The sequence below is a fragment of the Streptomyces sp. NRRL S-87 genome (assembly GCF_000719335.1).
Taxonomy (GTDB): Bacteria; Actinomycetota; Actinomycetes; order Streptomycetales; family Streptomycetaceae; genus Streptomyces.
In genome coordinates, this window is record NZ_JOGB01000022.1 from 90,479 (window position 1) to 103,279 (window position 12,801).

Below are 12,801 nucleotides of genomic sequence, written 5' to 3' on the forward strand. Positions count from 1 at the left end.
GATAGGATCCGCTCCATGCGCCGTTCCAAAATCGTCTGCACGCTGGGCCCCGCCGTCGACTCGCTCGAGCAGCTGAAAGCTCTCATCGAGGCCGGTATGAACGTGGCCCGATTCAATTTCAGCCACGGTTCCCAGGCAGAGCACCAGGAGCGGTACGACCGCGTCCGGCAGGCCGCCGCGGAGACCGGCCGGGCGGTCGGCGTCCTCGCCGACCTCCAGGGACCGAAGATCCGTCTGGAGACCTTCGCCGAGGGCCCCGTCGAGCTGGTGCGCGGTGACGAGTTCACCATCACCACCGACGACGTCCCCGGCGACAAGTCCATCTGCGGCACCACGTACAAGGGCCTGCCCGGTGACGTGTCGGCCGGCGACCCGGTCCTGATCAACGACGGCAACGTCGAGCTGCGGGTCATCGAGGTCGACGGCCCGCGGGTCAGGACCATCGTCGTCGAGGGCGGCGTCATCTCGGACCACAAGGGCATCAACCTGCCCGGCGCGGCCGTGAACGTCCCGGCCCTGTCCGAGAAGGACGTCGACGACCTGCGCTTCGCCCTCCGCATGGGCTGCGACATGGTCGCCCTGTCCTTCGTCCGCGACGCCAACGACGTCCAGGACGTGCACAAGGTGATGGACGAGGTGGGCCGCCGGGTCCCGGTCATCGCCAAGGTCGAGAAGCCGCAGGCCGTCGAGAACATGGCCGACGTCGTCGCGGCCTTCGACGCGGTCATGGTGGCCCGTGGCGACCTCGCCGTCGAGTACCCGCTCGAGCAGGTCCCGATGGTCCAGAAGCGGCTCATCGAGATGTGCCGCCGCAACGCCAAGCCGGTGATCGTCGCGACCCAGATGATGGAGTCGATGATCACCAACTCCCGGCCGACCCGCGCCGAGGCCTCCGACGTCGCCAACGCCATCCTCGACGGCGCCGACGCGGTCATGCTCTCCGCCGAGTCCTCGGTGGGCGCGTACCCGATCGAGACCGTCAAGACGATGTCGAAGATCGTCATGGCGGCCGAGGAGGAGCTCCTGTCCAAGGGCCTGCAGCCGCTGGTCCCGGGCAAGAAGCCGCGCACCCAGGGCGGCTCCGTCGCCCGCGCGGCCTGCGAGATCGCCGACTTCCTCGACGGCAAGGCCCTGGTCGCCTTCACCAAGTCCGGTGACACCGCCCGCCGGCTGTCGCGCTACCGCGTCACCCAGCCGATCCTGGCCTTCACCACCGACGAGGGCACCCGCAACCAGCTCGCCCTGAGCTGGGGCGTGGAGTCGTACGTCGTGCCGTACGTCGACAACACGGACGCCATGGTCGACCTCGTGGACGCCGAGCTCCTCAAGCTGGGCCGCTACGCCGCCGGCGACACCATGGTCATCACGGCCGGCTCGCCCCCCGGCGTCCCCGGCACCACCAACATGGTCCGGGTCCACCACCTGGGCGCCGCGCAGCAGGCCTGACGCCCGCCGCGCCACCCGCTGCCGCACAGCCACCGAGGGCGGCACCCCTGACCGGGGGTGCCGCCCTCGGTGCGTGCCGGGCGGGGTGCGTCCCGGGCGGCATGCGTCGCGGGCGCGGGCCCGGAGCGCGTCCCGGGGGGGCCGGGCCCGGGCGCGCCGTGGCCCGCGTCAGCCCGGCAGCGGCACTCCCAGCTCGCGCACGCCGTCCAGGTAGGCGCCCTCCTCGTCCGTACCGGGCACGACGGTGCGGCCGCTGCGCTCCAGGAGGGTGACGGCGAGGGGCAGGACGCCGTCGAGGAGCAGCCACAGGAACTGGTGCGAGCTCCTGGCGCGCACGGCCGGCAGCTCCTGGACGAACTCGCCGAAGGCGTCGGGGTCGATCCGGAACCAGCCCCCGGCGAGGGCCTCCAGCCCCGTGGGCCGCCGCACGGCCTTCCCCGCCGCCTCCAGCATGTCGACGAAGAGCACGGCCACGCGGTTGGACGCCCCGAAGACGGGGTCGTCGTCTATCTCGAACAGGTAGCTCATGGCCGGTCATCCTCGCACCGAAGACCGCCCGCGTCAGGGGGCCCGCACGGGCGCCCGACGACGACGGCAGGGCGCCGCTCCCCAGGGGGAGGGCGCCCTGCCGTCGGGTGCGTGCCGCGTCGCGGGCTACTCCATCCAGCTGTGGAGGCCGGGGACGGTCAGCGTGCCGCCGAACTGGCCCGCCTGGGTCACCTTGGCGTTGGTGAAGAAGGCGAACGGCACGTTCAGCGGGGGCGGGGTGTCCGGGCTGAAGGTGATCGGGATCAGGCCGAACAGGTTGCCCTTGAGCTCCTCGGTGTACATCGTCACCGTGCCGCCCCGGATCGTGGAGGTCGAACCGCCACGGGCCTTGAGGTGGGCGACGGTGCCGGACTTGCCGACGCGCTGGTAGAGGTCCTTGATGTCCACCGAGGACGCGGTGAACTTGAGGACCTTCTTGATCTTGCCGCCGGCCGTCTTGACCTCGACGATGCCGTGGTAGTCCAGGCCGGAGAGGGTCAGCAGCGAGCTGTCCAGGTACCAGGGCTCGTCGGGCAGGAGCGGGACGCCGTCCTCCATCTCCGCCGCGGCCAGGGCCTTGGCGTCGTGGGTCGGGCAGGGGAACGGCTGCTTGCCGTCCTTGTCCTTGCCGTAGTCGTCGTCGGAGGCCTTCGTGCCGGTCTCGTCCTTCGGCTCCTCGGCCGTCTTCTTCACGTCGTCCGAGAGGTCCTCGACCTTGGCGCCGCTGCGCTTGGCGGCCTCGCGGATCGCCTCCGCGGTCTTGGAGTCCACCTTCGAGGGACCGGTGTCCGCGGCGGGCTTCCCGTCCGTGGCCGGCGTCTTCTCGTCCGGCTTCTCCTCGCCGGGCTTCTCCTCGCCGGGCTTCTCCTCGCCGGGCTTCTTCGTCAGGTCGCCGAGCAGGTCGTTGAGCTTGTCGCCCACGCCCAGCGGGTCCAACGGGTCCGGGGTCGCCGTCCGGGTGTCGGCCGGGCCCTCGTCCTTCTGCGGGCCGGCCGTCGAGGACGGATCCGCCGAGGGCGAGGTCTCGGGCTCGGGCTCCTTCGTCGCCCCGGGAGAGGCGGACGGGGAGGCGGAGGGCGAAGCCTTCGGCGAGGGGCTCTCGTCCTTCGGCTTGCTCGGCATGTCGGTCGCCTTCGGCGAGGGCGACTCCTGCGGCGGCTCGTCCGAGCGCGTCACGCACGGGCCGGGCGCGAAGGGTATGTCCTTGTCGTCGGCGAGTGCCAGCTTGGGCGCCATCCCCATGCCGACGAAGACGGCGGTGGGCATCGCGGCCAGGGCCATCGTCTTGCCGACGGGTATCTGGAGCTTGGTGAGCAGGGACTTCCTCGGCGCCGCGTGGCGCGGGCCCTTCCTCTCACGGGACTGCGCATCGGGCGCGATGGCCCGCTGCGTCTCGTCACCCCGCACTGTTCCTCCCGCCGTTGGCGTGGGCAGTCGTCTCGGTCGCGGCGGGCCCCTGCGCGAACGGCTGCTCGTACGCGGTGTGGTCCGCGTGCTGCTGCTCGTACGGGAAGCCCTGCGGGTCCGTTTCCGTGCGGGGACCGGGGACGTGCTCCGGCTGCTCGCCCACCTCGGCCATGCCGTCCTCGCCGTCCTCGGCCTCGTCCTCCGCCTTCCCGGGAGCCCAGGACAGTGCCAGCGCACCGCCGATCAGCGCGGGGAAGAAGCCCAGGAAGAAGCCGCCGAAATTGGATACCGGGAGCGAGATCAGGGCCAGCAGGATCGCGGCCACACCGGCGAAGACCCGCATGGTCTGCTGGAACCAGAGGCAGAGGCCCAGCGTGATGAGCAGGAAGCCGATGATCAGCGAACCGGAGCCGGCGGTGGTCGCCATGGCGATGGTGACGTTCCCGAGGCGGACGTCCGCGTACGGGAAGTAGAGGATCGGGACGCCGCCGAGCAGGGTGAACAGACCCGCCCAGTAGGGCCTGGTGCCCCGCCACTGACGGAACGTGAGCCGACCACGCTTGAGCCAGTGCATGTCCTGGGGGGAAACCGGGGCCTCGGCGTTCATGGACAACAGCTCCCTGGAAACGGTGGTACGGAGAACTACGTGAAGTGCCGGGACGGGCGGGCGGAGCGGCAGGCGCCGCCCGCCCGTCCCCCAAGCGCTCGGACCGCCGGGCTGGTAAGGGCCCGGTGTCCGCTAGGTGGTCAGGCCTAGTAGCAGGGCTTGTCGCCCGCGAGCAGACGCAGGCTCAGGTTCGGCAGGCTGAAGGTGCCGGCCGTGGTCGCCCACGCCTTCTGCTCGACGTTCTTCAGAACGGCCTTCTCGGCGCGCTGCGAGAACGCGTACGGGCTGGCGACGGTGCCCGACTGGGGCTTCGTCTTGTGGCTCGGGTCGCCGACGGCGACACCGATGTCCAGGTTGGTGAACTCCGCGTCGGCGTCGAGCTCGGCGACGTCGAGGTAGATGTTCTTGGCGACCGCGGGGGTGCCCTTGTTACCCGTGTGGAGCTGGAGGGTGATGTTGCCGAGGCCGGGCACCGGGGTGACCAGCGACTGGCACATGTTGGTGATCTCGGCACGGCTGAAGCCCGAGATCGTCACCGGGTGGTGCGCCTCGTTGCCCTTGAGGTCGTGACCGCTGGCCACGCCGCCGTACTGGATGAGGTCGTCACCGACCAGCTGGTCGGCCGAGACCTTGAAGTCCTGGCCGGAGACGCTGAACGACGCGGCGAGCGCGCCCTGCGCCAGACCCACACCGACCGCGGCGGTGGCGGCGATGCTGGGCACCATGACGAGCGCGAAGCGCTTCCATCTGGTCCCACCACGAACCTGGGAATTCATTTTCCGTTCCTCCTTCTCGGACGTACATCTCCGGTCCGGGTCGAGCCCGGCCTGGGATGGGAGAAGTGCTACGTCCTCGGAGGAGCGCAAGTAACCGAAACACGCATACGTGTCCGAATCACCGGCCTCACCCCCGAGCGACAACCACTGGCCGCGTGTCCGCGCGGCCGGGAGGACAGGCCCTGCCGGCGGCAGAGACCCCCCTGTCCAGAGAGCCGGCGACGGTGCGCAGGCCCACTCGGTGGGGACCCGTCTCCGGCACCCCCGGTGTGGAGGGCTTCGGGGATGGACCGAGCGTGGCCGATCGTGGTGCATTCACGGCCGGGGCACAAGGGGGTTCGTTACTGGCTAGTAACGGCCCGATAACCACGACGCGACAGGCCGGCATCGAGCGACGACGCTCGGTGTCTCCGACCGTCACGACAGAAGGTGATATGGAACGACAAACCGGGCAGATTCCGGGGTTCGATTTACTGCGAGTAACAGCGGCCGCAATTACCAAGTTTTGGTAAAGTGCGGCCGCTGTTTATCTCCGTGTCAACAAATCGCCGGCACCCCCGGAGGGCGAAGCGGAACGTCCGCGGCAGCTCAGAAGAGCACGCGGGCCAGCGCCGTACGGGCCTTCGCCACCCGCGGATCCTCGGCCCCGACGACCTCGAACAGCTCCAGAAGGCGCACCCGCACCGCGTCGCGGTCGTCGCCCGCGGTGACGCGCACGGTGTCCACAAGTCGGCCGAAAGCATCCTCGACATGGCCGCCCGCGAGGTCCAGGTCGGCCGCGGCGATCTGCGCCGCCGGGTCCTTCGGGCTCGCGGCCGCCGCCTGGCGCACGGCCTGCGGGTCCATGTCCCGCACGCGGGCGAGCAGTTCGGCCTGTGCGAGACCGAGCTTGGCCTCGGGGTGCGTCGGGTCGTCCGCGAGGACGTTCTTGTACGCCTGGACCGCGCCGGCCAGGTCGCCCGCGTCCAGCGCGGCGACGGCGGCGTCCAGCAGGGCGTCGTACGGACCGGCGGCCGGCGCCGCGGCGGGGACGCCCGCGCGGGGGTCCGCGTCCGCGTCCACCGTCAGGCCGGTGAGCCCGAAGCGCTGCTCGGCGACCTGCACCAGCTGGGCCAGGGTCTCGCGGATCTGCTGCTCGGGGGCGGCGCCCTGGAACAGCGGGAGGGCCTGGCCCGCCACGACGGCGAACACGGCCGGAATGCCCTGGATCCCGAACTGCTGCATCAGCATCTGGTTGGCGTCGACGTCGACCTTGGCCAGGACGAAGCGCCCGTTGGCCTCCAGCGTCAGGCGCTCCAGCAGCGGGCCGAGCTGCTTGCAGGGCTCGCACCACTCGGCCCAGAAGTCGATGACGACCGGGACCTCGGTGGACCGCTGGATGACGTCGCGCTCGAAGCCGGCCTCGTCGACGTCGATGACCAGGGCGGAAGGGGAAACCGCGGCGGCGCCGCCGTGCCGGGCGGCCTCCGCGCGCGCCTGCTCGGCCTTGGCCTTGGCCTCGCCGGCCGCCTTCACAGCGGCGAGGTCGACCACGCCGCTCATGGACATGTTTCTGGGCTGCATGCGTACATCCTCCCCCCTGTGCGCGCGGCCGCGAAAAGACCGGCTGAAAACACCCCCGGCACGCCTTCGCGTGCCCTGATTCCGGCCCCCGGGCGGGGGCCGGCGACCCGGACGTGCGGGTCGGTGGCCCGTCTGCACGGGCCGGTGAACGTATGCGGCGCCGGGTCCCCACCTGGCGCCAGTGGCTGTCGCTCTTACGCTACGAGTCGTAGCGTAACTGGAACCGGGGCGCGGCGCCCCGTGATGTGGGTCACGGCAGTTTTCCTACTGACGGGTATCGTCGCGGGATGCGCATCCGCTGTTCCGCTTCCGAACCCGCCCGCGACTCCGGGCGGAGCTCCGGCTCGGGCGCCGGTTCCGGTTCCGGCTCCGGGGCGGGCGCCGCGCCCGGGTCGGGCCCCGCGGCAAGCTCCGGCCCCGGGTCCGCGGCCGGCTCCGGGTCCGCGGCCGGCTCCGGCTCCGGCTCCGGCAAGGCGTCGGGGCGTACCGGCCGGCCCCGCAGTGCGGCCGCGGACGCCGCGATCCTCGCGGCCACCCGGGACGCGCTGGTCGAGCTGGGCTGGTCGAAGCTGACCATGGGCGACGTCTCGGCCCGCGCGGGGGTCGCCAAGACCACCCTCTACCGGCGCTGGGCGGGTAAGAACGAGCTGGTCGTGGACGCCGTGGCCGAGCTCTTCGACGCGCTGGAGCTGCCCGACCGCGGCTCGCTGGAGGCCGACATCGAGTACGTGGTGCTGCAGTTCGCGGAGCTGCTGCACCGCCCGGAGGCGAAGACCGCCCTGATGGCCGTGGTCGCCGAGTCCACCCGGGACGCCGCGCTGCGCGACCGGATCCGGTCGGCGATCGTGGACCGCCAGAAGCACCTGGTGGTGCTGGGCAGGCAGCGGGCCCAGGCGCGCGGGGAGCTCCCCGCCGAGGAGGACGACACCCTCGCGGGCGGCACCACCGACCTGATCTTCGACGTGATCGCCGGCACCGTGGTGCACCGGGCGCTGGTCAGCGCCGAGCCGGTCGACGGGACGTGGGTGGCCATGTTCACCACCCTGCTGATGCACGGACTGAAGGGCGCGGCCTCGTAGCGTCCCGAGGGCCGGGGCCGCGCCGGCGCATCGGTGTCGGGGTGGGCTCCCGCTTCGTGGGGCCGTCCCGTGGTGTGCGGGTCCCCGGGTACGCCGAAGGGCGCGACCCCAGGGCAGAGGGCCGCGCCCTTCGGCGCTTCGCGGGCGGCCAGTGGCCCGCGGGTCCGGGTGCCGCGGCTCAGAAGCCGGCCGGCTCCGTGTACGTGCCCCACTCGTCGCGGAGCACGTTGCAGATCTCGCCGAGCGTGGCCTCCGCGCGGACGGCGTCCAGCATCGCGGGGATCATGTTCGATCCGTCGCGCGCGGCCGTCAGCATGGCCTCCAGCGAGGACTTGACCTTCGCGTCGTCGCGGCGCTCCTTGCGCTCGCCGAGCAGACGCACCTGCTCCCACTCGACCTCGTGGCTGACCCGCAGGATCTCGAGGTCGCCGGTGACGGAGCCGTCGTGGCAGTTGACGCCGACGACCCGCTTGTCGCCCTTCTCCAGCGAGCGCTGGTACTGGAAGGCCGACTCGGCGATCTCGCCGGTGAACCAGCCGTCCTCGATGCCGCGCAGGATGCCGGAGGTGATCGGCCCGATCGGGTGCTTGCCGTCCGGGTGGGCGCGCAGGCCGCGCTCCTTGATCTGTTCGAAGATCTTCTCCGCGTCCGCCTCGATGCGGTCGGTGAGCTGCTCGACGTACCAGGAGCCGCCCAGCGGGTCGGCCACGTTGGCGACGCCGGTCTCCTCCATCAGCACCTGCTGCGTGCGCAGGGCGATCTCGGCGGCCTGCTCGCTGGGCAGCGCGAGGGTCTCGTCGAGGGCGTTGGTGTGCAGCGAGTTGGTGCCGCCGAGCACGGCCGCGAGCGCCTCGACGGCGGTGCGGACCACGTTGTTGTACGGCTGCTGGGCGGTGAGGGAGACGCCGGCGGTCTGGGTGTGGAAGCGCAGCCACTGGGCCTTCTCGGAGGTGGCGCCGTACACCTCCTTCATCCAGCGGGCCCAGATGCGGCGGGCTGCGCGGAACTTCGCGATCTCCTCGAAGAAGTCCACGTGCGCGTCGAAGAAGAAGGACAGGCCGGGCGCGAAGACGTTGACGTCCAGGCCGCGGGACAGGCCGAGCTCGACGTAGCCGAAGCCGTCGGCGAGCGTGTACGCGAGCTCCTGCGCGGCCGTGGCCCCGGCCTCGCGGATGTGGTAGCCGGAGACCGACAGGGGCTTGTACGCCGGGATGCCCTCGGCGCAGTACTCCATGAGGTCGCCGATGAGGCGCAGGTGGGGCTCCGGTCCGAAGATCCACTCCTTCTGCGCGATGTACTCCTTGAAGATGTCGGTCTGGAGCGTGCCGTTGAGCACGCCCGGGTCGACACCCTGGCGCTCGGCGGCGACCAGGTACATGCAGAAGGCGGGGACGGCGGGGCCGGAGATGGTCATCGACGTCGTGACGTCGCCGAGCGGGATGTCCTTGAAGAGGACCTCCATGTCGGCGGCCGAGTCGATGGCCACGCCGCAGTGGCCGACCTCGCCCAGGGAGCGCGGGTCGTCCGAGTCGCGGCCCATGAGGGTGGGCATGTCGAAGGCGACCGAGAGGCCGCCGCCGCCCGCGGCGAGGATCATCTTGTACCGCTCGTTCGTCTGCTCGGCGTTGCCGAAGCCGGCGAACTGGCGGATGGTCCACGTGCGGCCGCGGTAGCCGGTGGGGTGCAGGCCGCGGGTGAAGGGGTACTCCCCCGGCCAGCCGATGCGGTCGAAGCCCTCGTACGTGTCGCCGGGCCGCGGCCCGTACACGGGCTCGACGGAATCGCCGGAGAGGGTCGTGAAGTCGGCGTCCCGCTTGCGGGCCTTGTCGTAACGGGCCTGCCAGCGGTGGCGGCCCTGCTCGATGGCGTCAGCGTCCATGCCTTCGAATTTACTAGGACGTCCTACTAAATGTCGATGGCAAACCCCCGGGGACATCCCCGGGGGTCCGGACGCTTCCCCCGTACGGGGGCAGGACTCAGGCCTTCGCGGGCGCGGGGACGGCGTCGAGCACCAGCGGCTCGACCTCCTCGCGGACCTTGCGCTCGACGAAGAAGGCGGCCAGCGGGATGGTGCCGCTGACCATGACCCACAGCATCTTGCCGAACGGCCACTTGGCCTTGGAGCTGAGGTCGAAGGCGAAGACCAGGTAGATCATGAACAGGACGCCGTGGATCTGGGAGACCACGAAGGTCAGGTCCGCGCCCTTGTCGAAGCCGTACTTGAAGATCATGCAGGTGCACAGCACCAGCAGCATGACGGCGGTGGCGAAGGCCATCACCCGGTACCTGGTCAGCACGCTCTTTTTCATGCCCTCGAGCGTAACCGCCCGAATGGTGCGATCTTGACGGGGGGCGCCGCGGGCTACTTCTCCTCGAAGTCGCCGGAGGAGATCCGCAGCGGACGCAGCATCGCGAAGATCTCCGCGCACTCCTCGGCGTCGTAGGCGCCCATGCCGAAGTCCATCGCCATCAGGTCCCGGGTGGCTGCCTCGACGACCTCGCGGCCCTTGTCGGTGATGGAGGCGAGGGTGCCGCGGCCGTCGTTCGGGTTGGGGCGCTTGGCGACCAGCCCGGACCTCACCAGCCGGTCGACGGTGTTGGTGACCGAGGTCGGGTGCACCATCAGACGCTCGCCGATCTTCGACATCGGCAGCTCGCCCGACTTCGAGAAGGTCAGCAGCACCAGCGCCTCGTAGCGGGCGAAGGTCAGCCCGTACGGCTTGACGACCGAGTCCACCTCGCCGAGCAGGATCTGGTGGGCCCGCATGATCGAGGTGATGGCGGCCATCGAGGGCACCGGGCCCCAGCGGCGCTGCCACAGTTCGTCGGCGCGGGCGATGGGGTCGAAGGGGAGGCTGAGCGGCTTGGGCACGCTCCGACCTTACCGGCCGGTCATATGGTGGTCAGCCCCGTCTCGCCCTTTGGTCCGCGCTCCCGGGTGGCGGCGTCCGCCCCCGTGCGGCGCAGCTCCCCGAGCAGGACCAGCACGCTCAGCGTGCCGAGTGCCCCCGCGCCGGCCACCACCGCGTGCACCGGCAGGTACTCCGCCGCCAGCCCGGCCACCGCCATGCCGGCCCCCTGGAGGGTCATCAGCCCGCTGCTCAGCAGGGTCATGGCCCGTCCCCGCAGGTCCTCCGGGACGGCGGCCACGTACCACTGGTCCAGTCCCAGGGTGTACGCGTGCGCCAGGCCGGCCACGAGCAGTACGCCAAGCAGCACCGGCACCCCCGGCCGGCCGGCGTACGCGAGCAGCGGCAGCAGGCTGACGGCCGCGAGCGGCCGGGCGATCCTGGAGCGGGCGGCCGGGCCGAGCGCGGAACCGGCCCACAGCTCCCCCGCGACGGCCCCCACCGGCATCGCGCACATCAGCAGCCCGAGCGCCACCGTGCCGGCCCCGACGCGCTCGGCGTACGGGACCATCAGCGCCTCGGCGGCGATCAGGAAGAAGGACGGCACCCAGAACATCAGGGTGAGCGCCCGCAGCCGCCGGTCCCCCAGCACCGCCCGCGCCCCCGCCAGCGGCGAGGTGCGGTCCCCGGCGGCCCGGGCGGGCCTGTCGCGGGTCCCGAAGCGCAGCAGTGCGGCCGAGCCGAGGAAGGCGGCGGCGGTGAGGGCGAGCGCCGCGCGCGGGGCGAGGACGGTGAGCAGCAGCCCGCCCAGCCCGAAGCCGACCAGCTGCGCGCTCTGGGCGACCACGCGCAGCAGCGAGCGGCCCAGCACGAACACCGGGCCGGAGCCGAGGATGTCGGCGAGGGAGGCGTTGCGGGTGCCCTGGAAGAGGGGGGCGACGAAGGCCATCGCGCAGCGCAGCACGAGGAGGGCGGCCACCGGGGCGCCCGGCAGCACCATGGCGGCGGCGCAGGCGGCGCACACCAGGTCGCAGGCGACCAGGACGCGTCGGGCGGGGTGGCGGTCGGCGAGGCCGGCGAGCAGGGTGCCGCCGAGGACGTACGGCAGGAAGCCGAGCGCGAACGTGAGCGCGCTCATCAGGGGCGAGCCGGTGAGGCGGTAGACGAGGACGGTGAGGGCGAGCTCCGCGACGACGAGGCCGATGACGGAGACGAGGTGGGCGGCGAACACGGGCCGGAACTCGCGCACGGCGAAGGCGGCGCGGTAGCCGGCGCCCCCCGCCCGGGGGACGGCGGTGGTCATGCCGCCCACCCTGGCGGGGCCGGGGGCCGCCCGGTATAGATTCGGGCCCACCCGAATCAGAGGCGGTGCCATGCCCTTCGAACTCCGCTTCGGCGAGGGCGACCTGCTGCGCTGCCGGTTCGCCCTCTCCCCCCGCTGGGAGACCCAGGAGGCCGTCCGCACGCTGCAGCGCCCCGGCCGGCACGGCTACCACCTGCCGTGGTTGCGCGGCATCAGGGCGGCCGCGGCGGAGCTGGACCTGCGCCCGCTGTGGCTGCTGATGCCGGTGCGCGGCTACACCCCCGACTTCCTCGGCCCGCCGCCGCTCGGTCCGGCGACCGGCTTCGAGGAGGAGATGGCGGCGGTGCGGGCGACCGACCCGGCCACGGCCCGGGCGGAGATCGGGCGCGCCCTGCGGGACACGCCGGGGGCGTACGGGAGCCCGCTCGGCCGGGCGATGCTGGCCGATCCGGCGCGCGCGGTACGGGAGCTCGCCGACCTCACCGAGGCGGCCTGGCGGGTGCTGGTGGAGCCGCACTGGCCCCGGCTGCGGGCGCTGCTGGAGGCGGACCTGGTCTTCCACTCGCGGCGGTTGGCGGAGGGCGGCCTGGAGGCCCTCTTCAACGGCCTGCACCCGACGCTGACCTGGCGGGACGGCACGCTGGTCATCGACCGCCCCGGGCAGCACGTGCGCGAACTCGACGGCCAGGGGCTGGTCCTGATGCCGAGTGCGTTCGGCTGGCCGGAGGTGGTCAGCGGGTTCGACCCGCCCTGGCAGCCCACCGTGGTCTACCCGGCGCGGGGCATCGCCGGGCTGTGGGGCGGACCCGCCGCCCGTACGCCCGCAGCGCTCGCCCGGCTGCTGGGCCGGGCCCGGGCGGACGTGCTGTGCGCGCTGGAGGAGCCGGCGGCCACCACCGACCTGGCCCGGCGCCTCGGACTCGCCCCGTCCACCGTCTCGGAGCACCTGTCCGCGCTGCGCGGGGCCGGACTGCTGCTCGCGCACCGGCACGGCCACCGGGTGCTGTACGAGCGCACGCCGCTCGGCATCACCCTGGCGACCGGGGCAACCGGGACGATCGGGGCGACCGGGACGATCGGACAGCCCTGACCAGCCGGGGCGGTGGACTCTCGCTTCGTGGGGCACGTCCGTGGTGTGTGGGCCCGCTTCGTGGGGCCGTCCCGTGGTGTGTGGGTCCCCTCGCCTCTTGACCCGTCATGGCCTGCAGGCCCTGCGGCAGGCCCACCCCTGGGGCTTTGGGGC

At 72.2% G+C, this 12,801-nt stretch carries 12 protein-coding genes; 3 read left to right on the forward strand and 9 right to left on the reverse strand.

The features are described 5' to 3' along the window. The first annotated feature begins 15 nt into the window (after positions 1 to 15). On the forward strand, positions 16 to 1,446 hold the full coding sequence (gene pyk, locus IF43_RS0116540; RefSeq protein WP_030200558.1) for a pyruvate kinase: 1,431 nt from the start codon (positions 16 to 18) through the stop codon (positions 1,444 to 1,446). A gap of 168 nt (positions 1,447 to 1,614) precedes the next feature. On the opposite strand, the gene IF43_RS0116545 is transcribed toward pyk, so the two are convergent. From IF43_RS0116545 to IF43_RS43495, 5 genes are all read right to left on the reverse strand, one after another. Continuing rightward, positions 1,615 to 1,974, reverse strand: a complete 360-nt coding sequence (locus IF43_RS0116545; protein ID WP_030200562.1) for a DUF6086 family protein — start codon at positions 1,972 to 1,974, stop codon at positions 1,615 to 1,617. A 126-nt stretch (positions 1,975 to 2,100) separates the two neighbouring features. After that, entirely contained in the window at positions 2,101 to 3,381 is a 1,281-nt protein-coding gene (locus tag IF43_RS0116550) for a hypothetical protein (RefSeq protein WP_030200566.1), read from the reverse strand. Next, positions 3,371 to 3,988: a DUF6114 domain-containing protein gene (locus IF43_RS0116555; RefSeq protein ID WP_030200567.1), complete on the reverse strand. Its 618-nt coding sequence runs from the start codon at positions 3,986 to 3,988 to the stop codon at positions 3,371 to 3,373. The genes IF43_RS0116550 and IF43_RS0116555 overlap by 11 nt, the downstream gene beginning before the upstream one ends. 146 nt (positions 3,989 to 4,134) lie before the next feature. After that, on the reverse strand, positions 4,135 to 4,764 hold the full coding sequence (locus IF43_RS0116560; protein WP_030200570.1) for a DUF6230 family protein: 630 nt from the start codon (positions 4,762 to 4,764) through the stop codon (positions 4,135 to 4,137). A 588-nt stretch (positions 4,765 to 5,352) separates the two neighbouring features. After that, positions 5,353 to 6,327 carry a tetratricopeptide repeat protein gene (locus tag IF43_RS43495; protein WP_030200585.1) on the reverse strand — a complete coding sequence of 325 codons (975 nt, stop codon included), beginning with the start codon at positions 6,325 to 6,327 and terminating at the stop codon, positions 5,353 to 5,355. A gap of 287 nt (positions 6,328 to 6,614) precedes the next feature. Here IF43_RS43495 and IF43_RS0116570 point away from each other — a divergent pair, with 287 nt between their 5' ends. Next, positions 6,615 to 7,406 (forward strand): TetR/AcrR family transcriptional regulator, encoded by a 792-nt coding sequence (locus IF43_RS0116570; RefSeq protein ID WP_234332203.1) that lies wholly within the window; start codon positions 6,615 to 6,617, stop codon positions 7,404 to 7,406. A 178-nt stretch (positions 7,407 to 7,584) separates the two neighbouring features. Here IF43_RS0116570 and IF43_RS0116575 read toward each other — a convergent pair whose 3' ends face one another. From IF43_RS0116575 to IF43_RS0116590, 4 genes are all read right to left on the reverse strand, one after another. Beyond that, positions 7,585 to 9,285 carry a methylmalonyl-CoA mutase gene (locus IF43_RS0116575; RefSeq protein WP_030200588.1) on the reverse strand — a complete coding sequence of 567 codons (1,701 nt, stop codon included), beginning with the start codon at positions 9,283 to 9,285 and terminating at the stop codon, positions 7,585 to 7,587. Positions 9,286 to 9,382: 97 nt separating this feature from the next. Further along, positions 9,383 to 9,715: a DUF3817 domain-containing protein gene (locus tag IF43_RS0116580; protein ID WP_030200590.1), complete on the reverse strand. Its 333-nt coding sequence runs from the start codon at positions 9,713 to 9,715 to the stop codon at positions 9,383 to 9,385. 53 nt (positions 9,716 to 9,768) lie between these two features. Beyond that, positions 9,769 to 10,278 (reverse strand): MarR family winged helix-turn-helix transcriptional regulator, encoded by a 510-nt coding sequence (locus tag IF43_RS0116585; protein WP_030200593.1) that lies wholly within the window; start codon positions 10,276 to 10,278, stop codon positions 9,769 to 9,771. Positions 10,279 to 10,298: 20 nt separating this feature from the next. Beyond that, complete coding sequence (locus IF43_RS0116590) at positions 10,299 to 11,558, reverse strand: MFS transporter (protein ID WP_234332204.1); 1,260 nt, start codon at positions 11,556 to 11,558, stop codon at positions 10,299 to 10,301. 70 nt (positions 11,559 to 11,628) lie between these two features. Between IF43_RS0116590 and IF43_RS0116595 the strand changes: the two genes are divergently transcribed. Continuing rightward, positions 11,629 to 12,648 carry a DUF5937 family protein gene (locus IF43_RS0116595; protein ID WP_051795438.1) on the forward strand — a complete coding sequence of 340 codons (1,020 nt, stop codon included), beginning with the start codon at positions 11,629 to 11,631 and terminating at the stop codon, positions 12,646 to 12,648. Positions 12,649 to 12,801: the final 153 nt, after the last annotated feature.

What these genes read in the sequence shown, in the direction of transcription:
- IF43_RS0116595 (WP_051795438.1), top strand. Translation starts at nt 11,629, where the DNA reads ATGCCCTTCGAACTCCGCTTCGGCGAGGGCGACCTGCTGCGCTGCCGG.
- IF43_RS43495 (WP_030200585.1), bottom strand. Translation starts at nt 6,327, where the DNA reads ATGCAGCCCAGAAACATGTCCATGAGCGGCGTGGTCGACCTCGCCGCT.
- IF43_RS0116545 (WP_030200562.1), bottom strand. Translation starts at nt 1,974, where the DNA reads ATGAGCTACCTGTTCGAGATAGACGACGACCCCGTCTTCGGGGCGTCC.
- pyk (WP_030200558.1), top strand. Translation starts at nt 16, where the DNA reads ATGCGCCGTTCCAAAATCGTCTGCACGCTGGGCCCCGCCGTCGACTCG.
- IF43_RS0116590 (WP_234332204.1), bottom strand. Translation starts at nt 11,558, where the DNA reads ATGACCACCGCCGTCCCCCGGGCGGGGGGCGCCGGCTACCGCGCCGCC.
- IF43_RS0116575 (WP_030200588.1), bottom strand. Translation starts at nt 9,285, where the DNA reads ATGGACGCTGACGCCATCGAGCAGGGCCGCCACCGCTGGCAGGCCCGT.
- IF43_RS0116570 (WP_234332203.1), top strand. Translation starts at nt 6,615, where the DNA reads ATGCGCATCCGCTGTTCCGCTTCCGAACCCGCCCGCGACTCCGGGCGG.
- IF43_RS0116560 (WP_030200570.1), bottom strand. Translation starts at nt 4,764, where the DNA reads ATGAATTCCCAGGTTCGTGGTGGGACCAGATGGAAGCGCTTCGCGCTC.
- IF43_RS0116580 (WP_030200590.1), bottom strand. Translation starts at nt 9,715, where the DNA reads ATGAAAAAGAGCGTGCTGACCAGGTACCGGGTGATGGCCTTCGCCACC.
- IF43_RS0116555 (WP_030200567.1), bottom strand. Translation starts at nt 3,988, where the DNA reads ATGAACGCCGAGGCCCCGGTTTCCCCCCAGGACATGCACTGGCTCAAG.